Origin of the sequence: Chengkuizengella axinellae, from assembly GCF_030730905.1 — a bacterium.
GTDB lineage: Bacteria > Bacillota > Bacilli > Paenibacillales > KCTC-33759 > Chengkuizengella > Chengkuizengella axinellae.
Map to the genome: position 1 here is coordinate 110,683 of NZ_JAVAMP010000009.1, position 19,089 is coordinate 129,771.

A 19,089-nucleotide genomic window follows, 5' to 3' on the forward strand; every position below is an offset into this window, starting at 1 on the left:
TATATTACATAGTCGGGAGTTGCTTCTTCAGCACATAAAATAGTAACTTTAAGTATTTATGTGGTCGCACTTGCTCCATTTGAATTATGCCTTTTTCTTATTGCATTTACCCCCATCACAACAGCAATGAGTTCAGGTGTAGATAACTTTGATGAATTGTTCGTTAATTTATAAGCAGCAGACTCAAAAAATCCGTTGATTTTATTAAATTCTGCTACTAACTTCTGCTTATCATCTAGAATTTCATATTGTCTAGAAAAACTGGGAGAAGTAATATAGTATTCATCACTTCTAGTTTCGTAAACATATCTTTTTGAAAACAATGAAATCTTAGCCCTAACTATCCCTAATTCATGTCCTATACGATCACTCATGACCCATTTGTTGCTAAAGAAACGAAATCCTCCTTTTATAACTGTAAATCCTTTTTCATCACGTACATCAATGCTGGATGAAAAAGCACTTTTTAAATCCAACTCTCCTACTTTTTCCTTCTGCTCAGAATATATATCTGTCAGACCTGATGAGAAGAAATTTTCTTTAAAATAAACAATATTATTTTCCATCTTCATAAAACCTCCAGTCCCCAAAACGAGATTTGACGTTAATTAGTCGGTCATCCACTATTTACTACTACGATAAATATCCATTAATGTTTCTTTTAGAGTAGGAAATTCAAATTTGAATCCTGCCTTAGTCGCTTTATTCGGTAGTACTTTTTGTCCGTCCAAAACTAACGTACTCATCTCACCTAATATCATTTTTAATGCAAAGCTAGGTGCAGGAAGATAATGAGGACGACCAAGCACTTCTCCGATCGTTTTTCCAAATTCATTCATTTTTAATGGATGAGGAGTTGTGAAATTAACCGAACCATTTATATCTTCATGATGTATAATAAAGTCTATTAAATTTACTACATCTTTAATGTGAATCCAAGACAGCCATTGTTTCCCTGAGCCAACCTTCCCACCTACAAACAATTTATAAGGTAAAGCCATACGAGGAAATGCACCATCATTTTTATCTAGTACAATACCGAAACGAGCATAAACAGTTCGTATTCCTAACTTCTCTGCTTTTGATGCATGGTTCTCCCATTGCTGAACAGTGGTAGCTAAGAAATCATCACTTTTAGAAATATCTTTTTCCGTAAAGGTTTTATTTGCAGATGTACCATAATAACCTACTGCAGATGCGTTGATAAATAATTTTGGCCTATCATATAATTCACTAAATAACTTCGTAAGGGTATCTGTTACCTGTAATCGGGTTTGAATAATTCTTTCCTTCTGTTTGTCAGTCCATCGACCATTATTGATAGATTCACCCGCTAAATTAATAAAAACATCTATTCCTTCAGCTTTATCAATTAGAGAAGTTATGGAGTCCGAAGACCATTCAACGTATTCAAGTTTTTTGTGATCTGTCTCATAAGCATCAGGTTTACGTGTAAATATAATGACTTTATGATTCTGTGACAAAAAAAAACCTTGTTAGATGTTTTCCAATAAATCCGGTACCGCCTGTGATCCCAATCTTCATGGATAAACTTCCTTTCATTTTAAACTTTTCATCATATCACAACACGAATGAAAATACATATAAGTATAATAAGGTGAGGAGGATGTCATTTATGTATCAACAAGAGCAAGCTGTTTTACAAGCCTCTCGTCAAGAGGTGGAATCCATGCAAAACTTTAGAAATAGAGCTTATCATATTGCCATGCAGCATATGAACAAACCGGTTAGAATCCAAACGATTCATGGACAAATATTTGAGGGTACGATCGTGAATGTTGATCAAGAAAATTTATATTTAAGAGTCTCCAATCCAAATCAACAATACTACCCACAACACAACTATCGTTTCTTTTTTGGCGGTGGAGGCATTCTTGTTTTATCTCTGTTCCTTTTGCTTGTTATAGTATTATTGTTAGTTTAATCAGTTCTAACAGTAAATCAACTTTCAAACCTCTTCTTGAAAACTTATGTGAATCCTTCTTTTAAGCATATAACAGAACACCGATTTTTGGTGTTTTTTTCTATCTATTATACAAAAAATAGATTAACAATATTATACCTCACTTATTCTTAAGTAAAAAAACCGTCCGAATTGGACGGTTTTCTTATGAAATTCATTATTCGTTTATCACGTTCTCATGCTCTCTTTATTGAACCGTATAGTTATATGAAGGGGTATCGTAAGCAGGGGTGCCTAATGTATACGTATAGAAGAAATCAATCTCATTTCCCTGAGTTAAGTTAACTATTTCATATTCCCACGTACCGTTTATGTCATTCGCTCTCACATTGATTTGTCCACCATTATTCACCTTATAATGAAGATCTACAAAGCTGGACGTCGCTCCAATCGGTGTGAATTTCATTGTCACCGTTGTACCATCATCAATGATTTCAATTGTATAATCATCTTCATTAATGGTGGTTCCTCCTCCAGAAGAAGCATCTAAGGTAGTGACTGTAATTGAGCTACCAGCAGACTCATTTCCCGCCGCATCCTTTGCTCTTATTTCAAATGTATACGTTGTATTGGATGTTAATTCAGTGACTGAGAAGGTTGTGGATGCAGTCGTACCTATTTTCGTGGCTCCATCATAGATATCGTAGCCAGTTACGCCGACATTATCTGTGGAGGCATCCCAGTTTAAATCCACTGAGGTTGCTGTAATTCCAGATGAGGTTATATTAGATGGTGCGCTTGGGGGAGTTGTATCTGACGTAGCTGTTGTTACATTCACACTATTGCTCGCAGAAGATTCATTCCCTGCTTCGTCTTTGGCTTTGATTTCAAACATATATGTTGTATCAGCTGTAAGCCCTGTTACTAAAAATGATGTAGATGCGGGTGATCCTATATAGGTTGAATCTTGATAAACATCATAACCAGTTACCCCTACATTATCTGTCGATGCATTCCAGCTTAAATCCACTGTCGTTTCCGTTATCCCTGTTGCAGTTAGATTGGATGGTGCGCTTGGGGGGGTTGTATCTCCTGGATTTCCACCACCTGAAGAGCCAACTGTGTAACTATAAGTTGGTGAATCATACGCAGGTGTCCCTAAGGTGTAAGTATAGGAGAAATCAATCTCATCTCCTTCACTTACTCCTGTTATCTCATAATCCCATGTTCCATTATTGTTTACTGTGCCAACATTGATTTGCCCCCCGTTGTTCACCTTATAATGCAAATCAACAAAACTTGAGGTTGCTCCTTTTGGTGTGAATTTTAATGTAACTGTTGATCCTTCATCTACAATTTCAATTGTATAATCATCTTCGTCAATGATAGTCTCTCCTCCAGATGAAGATTCTAAGGTAGTAGCTGAGACTATACTTCCAACTGATTCATTCCCTGCCTCATCTTTGGCCCTAACTTCAAATGTATAGGTTGTATTTGCAGCAAGTCCTGTTGCTGTGTAGGTTGTGGATGTAGTTGAGGCAATATAAGTTGAATTTTGATAAATATCATAACCTACAACTCCAACATCATCTGTAGAAGCATCCCAACTTAAATCTACTGTTGATTCTGTTATTCCTGATGCAGCTAGATTAGGTGGGGAGGTTGGAGCAGTTGGATCTGGTGCAGTTGTTGTAACCGTTGCTGAATTACTTATGCTCGATTCATTCCCTGCCTCATCTTTCGCTTTCACTTCAAAAGTATAGGTTGTATTTGATAAAAGACCTGTTACTGTGTAGGTTGTGGATGTAGTTGAGGCAATATAAGTTGAATCTTGATAGATGTCATAACCTGCTACTCCCACATTATCTGTAGAAGCATCCCAATTTAAATCTACTGTGCTTTCCGTAATTCCTGAAGCAGCTAAATTAGATGGTGCAGTTGGTGGGTCTAAATCTGGCTCTTGATTCACAAACTCTCCCATTGTATAGCTAAATACTTCTGAATCTGTACCTACACCATTACTAATGGTTGTAAAGCTATATTCAAGAGATGCATTTTCTGGAATGTTTGAAGCATTATAAGAAAATACTCCATCATTTTCAATTAATGTAGGGTTATCCAATGGACCTCCAACAACTTGTAGATGTAATATTGCCGTGTCAATACTGCTATTAGGATAGAGATAGAAGGTAGCTTCAGTTTCAGAGCTTTCCACGATTTCTTGTGTATATCCAGGTCCAGGTAAAAATCCTGATCTCAGTTTCGTCACTACACTCCGTGGAGATTCATTCCCTTCAGCATCTCTTGCCACAATTTGATAATCATAGACTGTTACTGCTTCTAAACCAGTATCTTTGAAGCTGGTCTCTTCAGATGTTGCTATTTTCACATTATCTCTGTAAATATCATATTCTACCGTTAATATATTATCTGATGAAGCACTCCAACTTAACGTAATCGAATTAAAAGTTTCACTCAAACTAACGATACCTTGTGGTATTGCAGGTGCTTCAGTATCCACAATTGTAGTTGTAATTATCAATGGAGCACTAGCTTCAGAAATCGTATCCTGATCTTTAGCTTTTACCGTAATGCTATATTCGGTTGTGACAGATAAACCTTCCACTATAGCTTCACTTTCAACAGACGAAGTATGGTATACCCCATTTACAAAAACATCATACCCAACCACAGCTCGATCATCTGTGGAGTCATCCCATTGAATCACAGCGTAGTTAGATGCAATTCTAGCTATTTCTAAATTTTCTGGAATAGACGGAGGATTTGTATCAGGAATATATGTCCCTTGGTCCGTATTAAAACTTTTTGGAGCAACAATGATCTGTTGACCATCAGAAAAGTTTACCGTTTTTGTTGTATTTGTCATATTATATACAACATACGTTTTGTTCCCATTATCATCTTGGAAAACAGTATAAAAAGGATAATCTGCACTGATGCTTTCATCTACTTTACCCACTTCATTCAAAGTGTGAATCCAACTATAGGTAAAAGCCATAGAATTCCCTTCTTCGACCGTGAAGAAATCTTGTGGAGAACCAGACCCAGCCATAGCATTATTTAGCAATTGAAGAGACTGATCTGGATCTGCTAAAGCCAAGTACATCCATTGTAAATCTTCCCAATATTCTTCATTTGGGGAGGCTAAACCTGAGCTAATAAATTCAGGTATCTCATCTTGTAAACTATTGTAGTTTTCCAATACATAATCTTGGTCATGTCCTAAGTAGTATGAACCACCATGAAACGGAAGCCATATGATAGCATGTCTTTTTGCAGGGTTAGCTGAAAAGAAGGTTCCATTATCCACTTGACCTCCCCATATAATGGTTGAGGATACTTGTTCCCACTCATCTGGATAAATATCATCGTTTAAATCAAACCAATATTCTTTGGCAGCTTCCATTTCAGACGTATATAAATAAATGCCTAAATCCCTGAATTCTGTATTGCCTGTTGCTTCTCCCCATAAAATAATTCCCGTCCAAGCCATGATTGCTTCTGAAACAGACTCTTGATTGTTACCTGCGGCAAAAGGAGATTTTCCATCTGCCCAAGAATGTCCTGCATAAGGATCGAAGTTCCTTAAATAAGGAAACATTGGATCTTCGGGATCAGGTGATGCAATATGTCTGATTAAAAGATCAACCATTTGTCCATAATCAGCTGCAAACTGTTCATCCACTCTAGCAATTTCGGCCGCTGCTTTAATGTATTGACCGATATGAAAATGTTGATCAGTTAAATTTGGGGCACTCCAAAATTCTTCACGATAACCAATCATAGCTCCCCAATTCTCGTTATAATAGAAGAACTGTGAATTATCCTGTATTCCATCCTGCTCACTAGCATCCAACCATGGAATCATTAAATTCTTAGACATTGTTAATGCCTCATCTGCCAAGTCTCTAAATTCAGCCTGATCTACAGGATCTGTTGCACGATTAGCCAAGTCATCCGCAATTCCTAATAAAGTTGTCAATCTTAGTAATTCTTTTCCAGTAAAATATGTGCCTGCGTCCACAGGATTGCGGTCAGAATGTGGAAAATACTCAGAAATTTCTTCCGTTAAATATGCCTTCATCCGACTAATATCTTGTGAGGACATATGATCTAAATAAGGTGCATTAGGTAAAACACCTGTAAACTGATCTGAAATAGAAAAAGAATTTCCTACTAGTGTCTTGAGCAAACCCTGTAAAGAATGATAGGTATATACTGTATAATCCTCATCCAAATCTCTCCATTGTGTAGGATACAATGTCATCAATGTTTCAGTTGGTGCACCCGCTTCTTTCGGTGTAATCGTAAATTGAAATGTGGTTTCCACACTGCTGCTGATATCATCAAACTCCCAAATTGCAGTGGTATCTGTGATATGAGAATAAGCAAACGCTTTCATTAAATGGAAAACCTCGATGGCTTCCTCCTCTGAATTCACATCTGGAAGCAATGCAGCGGAAAAATAGTTTTTGCCATTAGGTAATAGATTGGTTAATTGATTAGATCCTATTCCATTCCAGCTAGAACCTGAAGGACCAAATAATCCATAATAGTTTCCATTCACAGAAATTCCAATCATTGAATCATTGGCATCTCCAATAAAAAGTTCTGGTGTATTTCCAAATCTCAGAGTTGGATTACCACCTGCATACGTTGCATAAACAAAAGGCGATCCATGACCATAACTGATACTCATCCCTGTCCCACCATTATAAAAATCAGCTGTCACAAACCAGTCACTGAACCCTCCAGCTCTAGCCTCTGAGAATCCTCCTACAGATGAATGACCTAATACAAAATCATGACTTGAATCTTTTGGCAGCGTTGCATCTATTAAGTTTTGCTCAGGATAAGGTACTGTACTTTTTATAATTTTCGAATTGCCTGGATAATAGATTTGTAATCCTTGTGTTTTTGGATATACTGCTAAAGGGTGAGGGTATTGAGGTTCACTGAATGTATTCCAGTTCATATTTGTCCACCAATCACTAGTTGGTGTGGGTTTCCATGTCGGAGCGTCAGGACCCGTCACATTTGAATAAATTTGGATTTGTGGTTCAGGATAAGCGAGCTGACCAATATCTAAATCCCATGAAGGAGGTGCGCTGCTCTCAGGAGGCAATATTGTAGTATAACTGCCAGAGCCTTGTTGAACCTCGCCATCAAACGCTTGAACAGCAAAACTAGCAGGAAAAATACTAAAAACTAGCAATATAGATAATAAGATATATATCCGTTTTTTTGTATTTGCCATAAACATGATTCACTCCCAAAATAAAATTTGACCTACGATCATTTTAGAAAACACAATTGAGAAAAATATAACATGATGAAAATTAGATAGCTAAAATGGATGTAAAAGAAGGTTTTCCCCTCTTTTACATCCTGTATTTAACTTTTCACCTTAATTCACTGTATAACTATATGAAGGGGAATCGTAAGCAGGAGTTCCTAATGTGTACGTGTAGAAGAAGTCGATGTCATCACCCTGGCTTAAGTTGTTGATTTCATACTCCCACGTACCATTCACTTCATTTGTTCTCACATTAATTTGTCCACCATTATTCACCTTATAATGAAGATCTACAAAGCTGGATGTGGCTCCAATCGGTGTGAATTTCATTATCACCGTTGAACCGTCATCTTCAATTACTATCGTATAATCATCTTCATTAATGGTGGTTCCTCCACCTGATGAAGATTCTAAGGTAGTGACTGTAATGGAGCTTCCAGCAGATTCATTCCCTGCCGCATCCTTTGCTCTTATCTCAAATGTATACGTTGTATTGGCAGTGAGTCCTGTTGCTGAAAAAACTGTAGCTGTGGTTGTTCCTAAATACGTGGAATCTTGATATATATCATAACCTGTTACTCCAACATTATCTGTGGAGGCATCCCAACTTAAATCCACTGAGGTTTCAGTAATGTCAGATGAGGTTATATTGGATGGTGAACTAGGTGATGTTATATCTGGAGCATGCGTGGTTACGTTTACACTATTGCTTGCAGAAGATTCATTACCTGCTGCATCCTTTGCCTTGACTTCAAACATATACGTTGTATCAGCTGTAAGCCCAGTCACTGAAAAAGTTGTAGACGATGTTGAACCTATGATTGATGAACCTTGATAAATATCATAACCCGTTACACCTACATTATCTGTCGAGACATCCCAGTTCAACTCCACTGTGGTTTCTGTTATACCGGATGCCGATAAATTGGAAGGTGCGCTCGGCGGTGTTGTATCTCCTGGATTTCCACCTCCAGAAGAAGATCCCACTGTATAGCTGTATGTTGGAGAATCATATGCTGGGGTACCTCGTGTATAAGTGTAGAAGAAATCAATGACATCTCCTTCACTTACTCCTAAAATGTCATACTCCCATGTACCGTTATTATTCACTGTACCAACATTGATTTGACCTCCATTATTCACCTTATAATGTATATCTACAAAATTAGAGGTCGCTCCTTTTGGTGTGAATTTCATCAGCACTGATGAACCTTCATCTACAATTTCAATTGTATAATTTGGCTCAGAAATCACAGTATCTCCTTCTAGTGTTGTAATAGTGACTTGATTACTAGCCATCGATTCATTACCTACCGCATCTTTAGCTCTCACTTCAAATGTATAATTCGTATTTTCTGACAAGTTAACAACCGTATAACTCGTAGACGTAGTTGTGTCTATATAGACACTTGAATTTCCATTATTCACTTGATAAATATCGTATGCGGTTACACCTACATTATCTGTTGAAGCATCCCAGTTTAAATCTACTGAGGTTTCTGTTATATTCGATGTGCTTAAATTACCTGGTGCTGTTGGTGATTCTATATCAAGTGCATCTGTAGTCACTGTTATACGATTGCTAGCTGTAGATTCATTACCTGCTGCATCCTTTGCCCTTACTTCAAATGTATAAGCAGTATTCCCAACTAAATTTGCAACTGTATAATCTGTAGATGTTGATGTTCCTATAAATACAGATGTATTTCCATCATTCACTTGATAGACATCATATCCTGTTACTCCAACATTATCTGTAGAGGCACCCCAACTTAATTCTACTGTTGTTTCCATTATGTTCGTTGCATTTAGAGTATCAGGTGCTGTTGGTGATTGTGTATCCGGAGCATCTGTAGTCACTGTTACACGATTGCTAGCTGCAGATTCATTACCTGCTGCATCCTTTGCTGTTACTTCAAATGTATAGGCAGTATCTGCAGATAAGTTCATTACGGTATAATTTGTAGAAGTAGTTGTTCCTATTAAAACAGATGTATTTCCATTACCCACTTGGTAAATATCATAACCTGCTACTCCTCTATTATCTGTAGATGCATCCCAATCTAAATCTACTGTAGCAGAAGTACTTCCTGTTGAAGTCAGATTTGAAGGTGTACTAGGTGCTTCTTCATCAATAGGATTACCTGCACAATCTCCACCTGGACTTGCCGCTGTTTGTTGAGCCATTGATTTTGCTGGAACTGTTAATTCATAACAGTCAGAAAATGTTACAGATAAATCTACTTCAGAAGCATTATAGGCTACATAAGTGTTCAATCCATCTTTATTTAAGACAGCATAAAGCGGTGTATTTGCCGTAATATCAAAATTAGGTAATCCATAAACATCTAAGGATCTCATCCACTGATATGTGCGTGCTCTAGATTCGCCAAACTCGATTCCAATAGAAGGGTCAAGTTCTTCATTTGTATCTTTCCATCTTAATAAAGCTTCAGCTGGATCATATAAAGCGTAATATGAAAGCATAATATCCTGCCATGTGTTAATATTATCTAACCCTTCCCAACCGTATTGCTCTTTCTTTTCTAAATAGTTAGGAAATTCTGCATAAGTCCGATCATAATTATTCTTCACGTAGTTTGGATCCATTCCCAAGTATAATGAAGCTCCTGTTACTGGAAGCATTTGAATGCCATGCGCTTCTATTGGATCCTCAGTCCACCAAGTGATATGATTATATTTTCCACCCCATACCATAACGGCTGTATCCCCATCATTCGTGTAATCTGGGTCAAATACATCACCATATAAATCAAACCAGTAATTATTAATCGCTTGTCTTTCAGTAGTATACATATAGATTCCTGCATCTCTAATTGCAGTATCCCCAGTAGCTTCACCCCATAAAATCAAAGCTGCCCAAGCATTCATCGCTTCTGATGAAGATTCCTGATTGTTTCCTGAGTGCTCCCAGCTGTGACCTCCGCTGTTCGGTGAGTAACCTACACCATTCGCCCAAGAGTGCCCAGCGTACAGATCAAAATTCCTCAAAAACAGATAATCAGTAGATGTTCTATCAATCGTTGCAATGTCTTGAACTAATTGATTCACCATGCCTCCCCATTGATCATCCTGATACCAAGCATCCGCTGAGTTAGGTTCTAATAAAGCTACTTGCGCAGCTGCATAAATCCAGTAGCCGTAGTGGAAATGATGATCATTCATTTCTCTTGCAGCACCGTAACTTGATGGATATCCAATTAGTGTCTTCCAGTGATCGTCATAGTAGAAGTAATTATCATCTACAACTGCACCAGATTCATCGTACTTCGTAGGAGTAAACCACCACTCTAGTGTGTTTTTAATCGATTGCACAAGATCGGCTTGTTTAGCAGTATCTTCTAATTGTGTTGTTATTGGGAGTACATTAGAGATTCTTCCTAAGTTTTTCCCCATCCAATACGTATCGTAGCCTGTATTTCCACCATCAATTCCAGGTTGAACAAAATTTGGATCTAAGGTTTTTCCATAATCATAATATTCCTGCACATATCCTTCCAACCTCGATAGATCACCAGGATCTGTTAATTCTGGCATAAATGGTAAAATCCCGTTATATACATATTGCGTAGAAAAAAGTTGTCCAGAAAGCGTTTTCATTTTACCTCTAATTGTATTATAAGAATGTAAATACTGAGATTCATTGATGAGAGGATTGTCTCTCCATTGATGTGGGTAGAGTGCGGTAATTGTATCTGTGTTTGAACCCTCCATTGGAGTCGTTGTTATTATATAATCTGTAGTTACTGTACTGGTCGCTTCATCATAATTCCATTCCACTTTAGTATCCGTTACAAAAGCAAAAGCGTGATCCATGAACAGGTTGTATGTTTCCACACTGTTATCCGGCAATCCAGCTATTGAAATAAAATCTTTTCCACTTGGCAAATCAGCTACAAGCTCTGATCCGTTATTTGTCCAAGTTGTTCCTGTTGGTGCGTATACTCCATAAACATTTATTTGTCCGTTATTATTTATAGATAATTGAATATTTGAACCATCTTCCCTTAAAATCGTTGCTGCATTTTTAAATACAACTTTTGGTTCTGCTCCATCAAAAGTGAAATACGCATATGGACTTCCGTGTCCAATTGTAACCTTCATATTTCTAGAACCGTCTGCATTTGGCATTAAAATATCCGCAGACCAGTCTGTAATTTTATCCGCTTCGGCTGCCACAGGTGAAAAAGTAGTTGCTTGTACTTCTAAATCCACCTGGCCAGGCCTAATTTCTCGTTCTACCTCATTTTCGCCATCCTCCAACACATTGATCGTTTTTGGTGGATTGCTGATTTGAAAGCCTGAATCTACAGCTTTGAAACCTAAGGGATGGGCATAAAGCGCACCAGAATACTGCAGCCAAACCACTGAGCTAATCCAATCATTTGTAGAAAGCGGTTTATTGTCAAAATTGCTAGTTGTATAATCTATACTTTGTGGAGTTCTGCGTTCATTTTCATAAACCCAATTATAAAGCTGTCCACCTTTTGTTACTGTAGAATAACCACCTGCACCTACTGCAACATCATCCTCAGATATTTCACCAAACACAGCACTATTTGTTGATATTAAACTAGCTAAGACCATTAAAAGCGAAAGAACTAAATAGAACGTTTTTTTCATTATACCTCTCCTTTTTCATTATAATACTAGTTATGAAATCGTTTTCAGTACTTTGTTTCACTTACACCTCTTTTCTATAAAAAATAACTTGAACAAAAAGAACTATAAACATAGCTATTTATATTCCGTCAATTTAGAGGTTATGTATATTTTTTTATTTACTATTTTTAATTTTACTAGTTTCCAATTATTATACTATATTTATGTAAAATTTTCAGTATTTTCTGAATATTTAATTTATTTTTAGTTAATCTAGTTTTAGCGTTCGTTTTTTGTCTCCCAGTGAAAGTAGATTACCTAAACAGATGAAAATACAACTTTTATCTTCCTTTGAATAAGAGGAGTCTTCAGCATGTAGAACTTGATATGATTTAAATCAGTTAGAATAGGCATAGGCAATGAAACATACAACTAAGCAATCTTCTACGTATACTACAATTAACAAACAGGTTTTATGAAGGAGCTGACACTTCATCATGTCTGAAGAACAAAATAATAAAAAATATGTATCGTGCAAATGGGAAAAAACATTAGCTTTGATAAATAATGTATACCTTAAAAAATATATTCCTGAAACAAAAAAAGTGAGTTCAGAAAGCCTACAAGAAATGCTTAATAAATACAAAGCAGTATATGTGAAACCAAATCGAGGTTCATCTGGAAAAGGAGTCATGAAAATACAACAAAGAATCCACCATGGAAAAATAGTATACGAAGTTCAGAACAATCTAAGTATAAAGCATTTCGATAATTACAATGCTCTATATTATAAATTGAATGAACACATTCAAAAGTCAGATCGAATGCACATCGTTCAAAAAGGAATCAATATGATTAAATATAAAAAACGTTCTGCAGACATAAGAGTCATGGTGCAACAAAATCCTCAATCTGAATGGGAGATAACTGGATTTCTTGCTAGATTATCTCATCCTAAAAAAATAGTCACAAATATAAGTGGCGGTGGTGCTGTATGTGATGTATACGAACTATTAAATCATATTTGCACCCAAAAATACGAAAAGGAAAATGTACTAACTGAACTAAAAATGATTGGTATTGAAACAGCAAAACAAATGAATAAGTTTTATCCAAAAGTTCAAGAAAATGGGGTGGACATTGCATTGGATCAAGAGCTTCATCCTTGGATCTTGGAAGTGAATACAAAACCCGATATTGGTCCATTCAATCTTTTAAAAAATAAAACTTACTATGAAAAAATAATAGATTATAGAAAAGAGATCAAAAAAGAACAAGATTCAAAACAAAAAAGTAAAAAAAAGAACCGTTCCAACTACAAATTAAAAAAACCAAAGTATAATTATACTAAAAGATATAAACATATTAAAACAAAAACTAAAGGTCTCATAGTTGAATAATAGCTCGCTGATTAGCGAGCTATTTCTATCATACAATTTTAAATTATAATAAGACCAGTGGTTATTAAAACATCTCTTATGATATGTAACCTCTTTCTGGTTTTATACTTTGAATCAAACATGATTCGAAGTATGTAAAACACTGCCCATTGTTACAAGGACTTTAATTATCTAAGCAATGGTGGCAGTTCAGATATTGATTCATGCATTCCTTCTATAACTTCCATTACCTCTTCATCCCGATGGAATCTATCTAACCCTTCATCTTTCCATTGATCACCATTTCTTACCTTGATTTTATTTATCTCACTCATCCCCTCTGTAAATATGGATAAATATGAAATTGCAGTTTCTAAATTTTCTCGATCTACTTCAGTTAGAGTTGGATTTTCTTTCATTTTAATTTTGTTTTTGATCCCTTTTAAATTGGCATAAAAAATATTGTATCTCATTGGATATATATGATACATATTTCCAGAACCAAAATCAAAAGCATAATAGATAGAGCTTATATTCCACTGCAAGTCTATATTTTCAAATGCCTGTTCTCTTAATTCAGGATCTTTAGATTCAAGCAGCGTAGTAAAATCTGCTAACAATTCTTCGTTCATATTTAAAACACCCTCAAAAACCTGTTCACTTTGACGCACTAGCTCCCAATTTTTATATTCTAGTTCACTAGCGAGGTACTCTTCTCTGTGATTAGTCACTTCCAACTGAGAAGTATAAATCAATACAGACGCTACTATGATAAAACTTAAACTCACTATCACGATCTTAAATAGATTTTGACTTCCCTTACTCATTATCCATCCCCTTTTGATATTCATACCTAAAAAACGATGTAATATTGATTGGATTTTCCATGTTTAGATGATATTAAATATAGCTTATATAAATATTTCAAAAACACATAGATATTCTCTTGCTGATGTTCCATTTCTACAACAGTTTCATAAATCTTTTTTTGCATTTCTGGATGTGTATGATCAACAATTAAATCCACTAAAGAGTCCATATTAATATAATGGGGTGTATCCTTATATATAACTTTAAATTCACTTTTCTTCCATTCTCTTTCATAAAAAAACTTTTGAAGCAGGCTTCTGGTATTATCCATACTATTCATTCACCTTCCCTAGATTTATAAAAAATCTATTTCAAAACTATGAACACTGATTCTCTTTGTTAAGGATAATCATGTTTTTTCTTCTTTTCTTAGTTCCTGCTTTATTATACCATTCCTTCTTCTATTTTGTAATTATTTACAAATAGATTTATAATAAATATTAATCCCAGATTGAAGGTCTATCCAAACCTAACATGCGTAAATATTGTAAAAATTGTCCTGCATGAACTGCATCATGGTAAGCAATCCGTAAAAGCATATCCCCTAAATAACGTTCATATCCGACATCACTTCGATCAATTAATCTAGTGTTTAACTCTTCTGAAGATAGATTTTGAATGTATTCAATGAATTTCTCAAAATAAGGCTTTGATAATTCAATTTCTCTACGAACGGAAATAATCGGCTCATGATCATAAGGTCTGGGAGTAACATCTTTTAGTGATCCATTATTCATTAATATATTGTGATATCCATAGCTGCCCCCCCAGACATGACGAATCATTTCTCCGAAAGACATTGCCTTATGATCAGGTTTCCAATTGATCCACTCATCTGGAAGAGAGGTCCATAATTTAATAGAACGTCTGCGTGATTCCTTTAAATTTAAAACTGCTAGATCCATTGTATTCATATTAAATCCCCCTATATTTTGTTTGATAAAGAGAATCTTGCTTTCAGTGGGAGTTTTTATATCTCCCGCTGAAAGCTAGATGATCTTATCAGGTGAAATTATGCTGTTATCTCCCCCTTCTTCAATGGAGAGATAACAGCATGAGAAAGTGATAAATTGATTGTATAGCAAATTCATTTAGGGTATGATCGAAATATGAATGCATATCCGAATATTTCATATGTTGCAAAACTAATATCCGAGCCTACCAGGGCTATCATCTTAGAATCTTTGATGGATGGGAAAGCCTTGCCAGCAAGTGAGTTGGCATATATGGCTAAGGTTTCACATCCAACAGTAAGTTCACATTTATCAAAGCTAGTGGAAGGAAATTTGCTTAAAGTCGAACAATTTGGAAGGCACCGTTATTATAAATTAGCAAGTGAACAGGTAGCAGAAGTGCTGGAAAAATTAGGAAACATTGCACCTCCCGTTCAAATCCGTTCATTAAAACAATCCGATCAAATGAAACAAGTACGGTCTGCTCGAACTTGTTATGACCATTTGGCTGGTGAACTTGGTGTGAAGATAACAGAAGCATTGTTAAGTCAAGAAATGATAATCATAAAAGATGACCAATATGAAGTGACTAAGCAAGGAGAAGAATGGTTTCAAAAAATTGGGATTGAAATAAACAACAGAGGAAAAAGTCGAAGGGTTTTTGCTAAACCATGTCTTGATTGGAGTGAAAGAAGATATCATATATCTGGATGGTTAGGTGCCGCCATCGCCACTCAATTTTTCAACGAAAAGTGGTTGATCAAATCAACTACAAATCGTTCTGTTCAACTAACTGAAAAAGGCTCCATTCTGTTAAAAGAGACATTAGGGTTGGACATTTAATATGGGGTGCGTGGGATATAGTCAAAAAAAAGAGGTCATCTCATAGTGGAATAATCACTTAGGAGATGACCTCTTTTCTTCATATTTTATATTATGCAATAGCTTGTGTTAATTTTTCAATTAAAACCTCTTTACTTTGCACACCAACCATGCGCTCTGCAACCTCTCCATTTTGAAAAATCAATAATGTAGGAATGCTTTGTACTGAATATAATGCTGCTAGTTCAGGGTTTTCATCCACATTAATTTTTGCTATCGTCACTTTACCATTCAGCTCTCCAGCCAACTCTTCTACTATCGGCAATTGAATTTTACAAGGACCACACCAAGGAGCCCAAAAATCAACCAATGTAACTCCTTGTGATATGGTTTGATCAAAGTTTTCTTTATTTAAAACGACTGCTCCCATTTCTCCCACTCCTTTAAAATCTCTCTATTTTTTTCTTTCTATGTGTATTATAATTTGTTTTTCGGATCATTTCTGTAAGATGCATTACATTTATCTGTTTTCATAGCCACAATGCATCAGTACATCCTATACAAGTCTAGCCACCACTCATTTCTAACTGTTCTTTTGCTATGTCCACTTTAAGATGTACAGACTTTCTCCCTGTACGTATAATTTCTTCTTTCACAAGTTCCTTCAACAATACGCTGACAGATTCTCTCGTAGCACCAATCATATTTGCAAGTTCTTGATGTGTTAAAGGCAGATCAATTTTATAATATTCGCCATCCTTAATGCCAAACTGCTCCGATAGCTTTAGCAGTAAATGTAAAGTACGAGTGCGAATATCTCCAAATGCTAGCTTCTCCAACATGGCATCTCTTTCTCTCAGGCGATCACTTAAAGCTTTTAAAAACCTTAATGCCAATCTTGGATGTTTCTCAATGAAATTTTCAAAATGATTTTTACTTAAAGAACATAATAAGGTTTCTTCAATGGTTTCAATAAAAACATCCTTAGTACCAAACGAAAAAGAATCTATTTCACCAAATATATTTCCTTTACCTAAAATACCTAGAGTAAACTGTTTTCCTTCTGCGTTGATTTTATATAATCTTAATTTTCCTTCTTTAATGAAATACATTCCTTCATGATAATTTTCAGGTGTTTGTATAATTGTATTTTTTTTAATGGTTGACATCGGAGCCATTTTATCAAGTTCCATTAGGTCTTCCATCGGCAGTTCATCAAAAACACTGATTTGAGACAGATACCATAACTTATCCATTTTTCCCCTCCAAAATAGTTTCAAACTTATTTGGATCAAACGTATATATAACTTCTCCATCCCAAACGATTAATGGAGTAGCAATCCCCCCTAGACGGAGCATCTCATCAAATTTAACCTGGTCATGTGTTACATTAATTAATTCATATTCTATGTTCTTTTGGTCAAAAAACGCTAACACTTCCTCACAGGCAATGCAATGATCACTAATATATAGTTGTAGATTCATGTAAAACACCACCCTCTATCTTTATTTAACCTTATCACATTTTGTAAATATCTTAAAATTTAATCACATCTCATAAATCAGTTCTATTTTAAATATAAATCAGATAACCATTTAAATAAGTTAAGTATTTCACATTAAAAGAAAATGTCCTATAACCGATATCTTTCTTGTGAAATTCCAAAGGTGAATTACATTGATCAAAATCAAATGTGATAAGGAGTTTTGAAGATGATTCGATTAAAAAATAAAAATGAAATCTCCTTAATGAGAGAGGCAGGCATATTATTAGCGGAGTGTCATCAGCAGGTTGAAAAGTTAATTAAACCAGGAACAACTACTTTAGATATTGATGCTTTTGTTGAAAATTTTCTTCATGATCATGGAGCAAAACCAGAGCAAAAAGGTTTCCATGGTTATCCTTATGCTACTTGCGGTTCAGTGAATGATGTTATTTGTCATGGATTCCCAAACGATACACCGCTTAAAGAAGGGGATATCGTTACAATTGATTTTGTTGTTAATTTGAATGGTTGGTTAGCTGATTCTGCTTGGAGTTATGCAGTAGGAAAAATTTCTGAAGAAGCACAGCAATTAATGGATACGACTTTAGAAGCCTTGTTTGTTGGAATCAACCAAGCTCGAGTTGGAAATCGCGTAGGGGACATCTCACATGCAATTCAAACATTTGCTGAATCTAAAAACTATGGAGTAGTAAGGGAATTTGCTGGGCATGGAATTGGAAAAAAAATGCATGAAGACCCCTTTATTCCTCATTTCGGACCTGCCGATCAAGGTGCATTTTTAGAAGAAGGTATGGTAATAACAATTGAACCTATGTTAAATGTAGGGGAGCCTTATTGCAAAATAGAGGACGATGGTTGGACTGCACGAACACAAGATGGTTCCTTATCCACACAATATGAACATACTTTGGCTATTACAAAGGATAAGCCGTTCATTTTAACGGAGTTGTAAGAGAACATGGTTTGTTGATCTTAAGAAGATGTTTCGAATCGTTTTTAGTCGAATAAGGTAAATAACCAATCTATTCGATCAAAACATTTGAGAACTTATGGTGTATTAATAAGCCTGGGGGATCTTCATCGTTTATCAAAGTTAAGGATCTTATTGAAATTTTTAATCTGATTATGCAAAAATAGAGGAAATTGGGGGTCTTATTTGTTCCCTTCTTTTCCTCTATTTATGTAGTATCTATTATTTACTTATCAGTTTCCACAAACGTTTCAATTCTATTTTTTATGGAATCTCTAACTTCTTTAAACTGCTCCATAATTTCTTCTTCGGTTCCAGTTGCCTTTGCTGGATCGTCAAATCCCCAGTGCCATTTGATCACATTTTGGTTCGAGATCACAGGACAATGTTCATCAGCATGTCCACATAATGTAATCACGTAATCGGCTTGATTTAAAATTTCAGGATCGATAACATCAGAACTATTATTGCTAATATCAATTCCTGCTTCTTTCATCACTTGTACTGCACGAGGATTCAAGCCATGAGCCTCAAGGCCCGCACTCTTTACCTCATATTTCTCGCTTCCAAGAGCTTTTAAGAAGCCATCTGCCATCTGACTTCTACATGAATTTCCTGTACATAAAAAATATACTAACTTTTTATCAGCCATAGTTCTTCTCCTTTTTGTGATGCTTGTATTAGTTATTCAATTCTAAAACACAATTGTTATCGCAATATTAA

At 35.6% G+C, this 19,089-nt stretch carries 14 protein-coding genes and 1 pseudogene; 4 read left to right on the forward strand and 11 right to left on the reverse strand.

Annotation, left to right across the window (positions count from 1 at the left end; genetic code table 11):
* Positions 1-56 precede the first annotated feature (56 nt).
* Both Q5Y73_RS16640 and Q5Y73_RS16645 read right to left on the reverse strand, forming a co-directional pair.
* Complete coding sequence (locus Q5Y73_RS16640; RefSeq protein WP_305993049.1) at positions 57-566, reverse strand: hypothetical protein; 510 nt, start codon at positions 564-566, stop codon at positions 57-59.
* Positions 567-623: 57 nt separating this feature from the next.
* Positions 624-1,545 (reverse strand): annotated as a pseudogene (locus Q5Y73_RS16645) (TIGR01777 family oxidoreductase).
* A 91-nt stretch (positions 1,546-1,636) separates the two neighbouring features.
* Here Q5Y73_RS16645 and Q5Y73_RS16650 point away from each other — a divergent pair.
* Positions 1,637-1,945 (forward strand): hypothetical protein, encoded by a 309-nt coding sequence (locus Q5Y73_RS16650; RefSeq protein WP_305993050.1) that lies wholly within the window; start codon positions 1,637-1,639, stop codon positions 1,943-1,945.
* Positions 1,946-2,171: 226 nt separating this feature from the next.
* Here Q5Y73_RS16650 and Q5Y73_RS16655 read toward each other — a convergent pair whose 3' ends face one another.
* Together Q5Y73_RS16655 and Q5Y73_RS16660 are read right to left on the reverse strand one after the other, a co-directional pair.
* On the reverse strand, positions 2,172-7,202 hold the full coding sequence (locus Q5Y73_RS16655) for a fibronectin type III domain-containing protein (protein WP_305993051.1): 5,031 nt from the start codon (positions 7,200-7,202) through the stop codon (positions 2,172-2,174).
* A 150-nt stretch (positions 7,203-7,352) separates the two neighbouring features.
* Positions 7,353-11,885, reverse strand: a complete 4,533-nt coding sequence (locus Q5Y73_RS16660; protein ID WP_305993052.1) for a fibronectin type III domain-containing protein — start codon at positions 11,883-11,885, stop codon at positions 7,353-7,355.
* Between the two features lie 476 nt (positions 11,886-12,361).
* Here Q5Y73_RS16660 and Q5Y73_RS16665 point away from each other — a divergent pair, with 476 nt between their 5' ends.
* On the forward strand, positions 12,362-13,264 hold the full coding sequence (locus Q5Y73_RS16665) for a YheC/YheD family protein (protein WP_305993053.1): 903 nt from the start codon (positions 12,362-12,364) through the stop codon (positions 13,262-13,264).
* 167 nt (positions 13,265-13,431) lie between these two features.
* Here Q5Y73_RS16665 and Q5Y73_RS16670 read toward each other — a convergent pair whose 3' ends face one another.
* The 3 genes from Q5Y73_RS16670 to Q5Y73_RS16680 form a co-directional block, all read right to left on the reverse strand.
* Complete coding sequence (locus tag Q5Y73_RS16670) at positions 13,432-14,070, reverse strand: hypothetical protein (RefSeq protein WP_305993054.1); 639 nt, start codon at positions 14,068-14,070, stop codon at positions 13,432-13,434.
* A gap of 26 nt (positions 14,071-14,096) precedes the next feature.
* Positions 14,097-14,384 carry a hypothetical protein gene (locus Q5Y73_RS16675; RefSeq protein WP_305993055.1) on the reverse strand — a complete coding sequence of 96 codons (288 nt, stop codon included), beginning with the start codon at positions 14,382-14,384 and terminating at the stop codon, positions 14,097-14,099.
* 169 nt (positions 14,385-14,553) lie between these two features.
* Positions 14,554-15,027 carry a DinB family protein gene (locus Q5Y73_RS16680; RefSeq protein ID WP_305993056.1) on the reverse strand — a complete coding sequence of 158 codons (474 nt, stop codon included), beginning with the start codon at positions 15,025-15,027 and terminating at the stop codon, positions 14,554-14,556.
* 195 nt (positions 15,028-15,222) lie between these two features.
* Here Q5Y73_RS16680 and Q5Y73_RS16685 point away from each other — a divergent pair, with 195 nt between their 5' ends.
* Positions 15,223-15,909 (forward strand): ArsR/SmtB family transcription factor, encoded by a 687-nt coding sequence (locus Q5Y73_RS16685; RefSeq protein ID WP_305993057.1) that lies wholly within the window; start codon positions 15,223-15,225, stop codon positions 15,907-15,909.
* A gap of 91 nt (positions 15,910-16,000) precedes the next feature.
* On the opposite strand, the gene trxA is transcribed toward Q5Y73_RS16685, so the two are convergent.
* The 3 genes from trxA to Q5Y73_RS16700 all read right to left on the reverse strand — a co-directional run bounded on the left by trxA (position 16,001) and on the right by Q5Y73_RS16700 (position 17,373).
* A complete protein-coding gene (gene trxA / locus Q5Y73_RS16690) occupies positions 16,001-16,318 on the reverse strand; it encodes a thioredoxin (protein WP_305993058.1) in 318 nt (105 codons plus the stop codon).
* Positions 16,319-16,454: 136 nt separating this feature from the next.
* A complete protein-coding gene (locus Q5Y73_RS16695; RefSeq protein ID WP_305993059.1) occupies positions 16,455-17,144 on the reverse strand; it encodes a Crp/Fnr family transcriptional regulator in 690 nt (229 codons plus the stop codon).
* On the reverse strand, positions 17,137-17,373 hold the full coding sequence (locus Q5Y73_RS16700; RefSeq protein ID WP_305993060.1) for a glutaredoxin family protein: 237 nt from the start codon (positions 17,371-17,373) through the stop codon (positions 17,137-17,139). Before Q5Y73_RS16700 ends, Q5Y73_RS16695 begins: the two co-directional genes overlap by 8 nt.
* A 228-nt stretch (positions 17,374-17,601) precedes the next feature.
* Between Q5Y73_RS16700 and map the strand changes: the two genes are divergently transcribed.
* Positions 17,602-18,348 carry a type I methionyl aminopeptidase gene (map, locus tag Q5Y73_RS16705; RefSeq protein WP_305993061.1) on the forward strand — a complete coding sequence of 249 codons (747 nt, stop codon included), beginning with the start codon at positions 17,602-17,604 and terminating at the stop codon, positions 18,346-18,348.
* A gap of 244 nt (positions 18,349-18,592) precedes the next feature.
* Here map and arsC read toward each other — a convergent pair whose 3' ends face one another.
* Positions 18,593-19,018, reverse strand: coding sequence for an arsenate reductase (thioredoxin) (gene arsC, locus Q5Y73_RS16710; RefSeq protein WP_305993062.1), 426 nt, complete (start codon positions 19,016-19,018; stop codon positions 18,593-18,595).
* Positions 19,019-19,089: the final 71 nt, after the last annotated feature.